Origin of the sequence: Streptomyces pathocidini, from assembly GCF_001418495.1 — a bacterium.
GTDB classification, from domain to species: domain Bacteria; phylum Actinomycetota; class Actinomycetes; order Streptomycetales; family Streptomycetaceae; genus Streptomyces; species Streptomyces pathocidini.
This window is the reverse complement of sequence record NZ_LIQY01000458.1, coordinates 1-1,622: the sequence shown is the minus strand read 5'-3', so window position 1 is coordinate 1,622 and position 1,622 is coordinate 1. Positions and strand designations below refer to the sequence as shown.

Here is a 1,622-nt window from a genome sequence, read left to right as displayed (position 1 = left end):
CCCCCTCCACCGCCATCCCCTCCGGGCTCTCCCCCCGGCCGATCACCGCCGAGCAGTCCAACTCCTCGGTGGTGTACGGCGACACGTACATCCTGAAGGTCTTCCGGCGGATCGGCTGGGGCGTCAACCCGGACCTGGAGCTGCCGCGGGCGCTCGCCCGCGCGGGTTGCGACCGGGTGCCACACCCGACGGCCTGGTACGAGACCACGACCGGGGCCGCCCTCGGCACCGAGGGCGTCTCCGGGGAGCCGATGACGCTGGGCATCCTCCAGCCGTTCCTGCGCGGCTCGGCCGACGGGTGGCAGCTGGCGCTGAACTCGCTGTCCGTACAGGCCGACTTCACCGGCTCGGCCCGCGCGCTCGGCCGCGCCACGGCCGAGGTGCACACGGCGCTGGCCGCCGCGCTGCCGACCGCCGTGCTGAGCAGGCCGCGGATCGAGAAGCTGGCCGCCGGGATGGCGGCGCGGCTGGAGGCCGCGGCCGACGCGGTGCCGGCCCTGCGGCCGTACCGCGAGCAGCTGCACGCCGCGTTCGCCGACTTCGCCGAGCTGGGCCGGCACGGGCGGACCTGGGCGGCCCAGCGCATACACGGTGACCTCCACCTGGGCCAGGCCCTGCGCGCCGTGCGCGACGGCCGCTGGGCCCTGATCGACTTCGAGGGCGAGCCGGCCCGGCCGATCGTCGAACGCCGCCGCCTCCAGCCGGTGGCCCGCGACATCGCCGGCATGCTCCGCTCCTTCGACTACGCGGCCCGCTCGGCCCGGCCGGCCCCCGACTCCTCCGCCCAGTCCGGCTGGACACAGGAGTGGGCCCGGCAGAATCGTGCCGCCTACTGCGACGGCTACGCGGAGGCGGCAGGCGTCGACCCGCGCGAGGAGCCGGAGCTGATGCGCGCCTACGAGACGGACAAGGCGGTGTACGAGGTCCTCTACGAGGCCCGCCACCGCCCGGACTGGCTCCCGGTCCCGATGGCGGCGATCCAGCGGCTGGCGGGCGCATCGCGATCGCCATCGGACGGTCCGGGCCAGCGGACACCAAAGGCCCGGCTAGGCCAGGAGACACCGAAGGCCCGGCTGAGCCAGGAGGCGCCGGACGCGGCCGAGGCTCGGGACGCCGCCGGGGCACCGGGCCGCGGGACGGCTTCCGGCCAAGGCGAAACCGGAGCTCCCGACCACGCAACAGCCACCGGCCGAAGCGAAACCGCCGCCGAGGCTCCCGGCCACGGAACGGCTACCGGCCAAGGCGAAACCGGGGTACCCGACCACGCAACAGCTACCGGCCGGGGCGGAACCGCGGGGCCGGCCGGGACCTCCGAGGCAGGCCGGTCTCCGGGTGCCGGAAGTGGCCGGGCGCGCCAGTCTGATACGGGAGCCCGGCCCGCGCCCGGTGCTCCGCCTGCACCACCCGCTTGACCAGTCGGCTCCGGGCCGCCCGCCCCCGCCAGGGGAACGGGCGGCCCGGGGCCGCCGTCCGATGTCGTTCCCGAGCCCTGTCCGGGCCGAACCCGTCCCGCTCCAGCCCGGTCCCGCAGTCCCGTCCGTTGTCCGGTCCCGAAGTTCCGTCCCGCAGTCCCGTCCCGCTGTCCGGTTCCGCAGTCCGGTCCCGCAGTCCGGTCCCGCAGT

Annotated in this window: 1 pseudogene; it reads left to right on the top strand. The window is 76.1% G+C overall.

The annotated features are described in order from the left end of the window. Window positions 1–1,412: pseudogene (locus AOK16_RS20265) on the top strand (hypothetical protein); the annotation flags it as partial. Window positions 1,413–1,622: the final 210 nt, after the last annotated feature.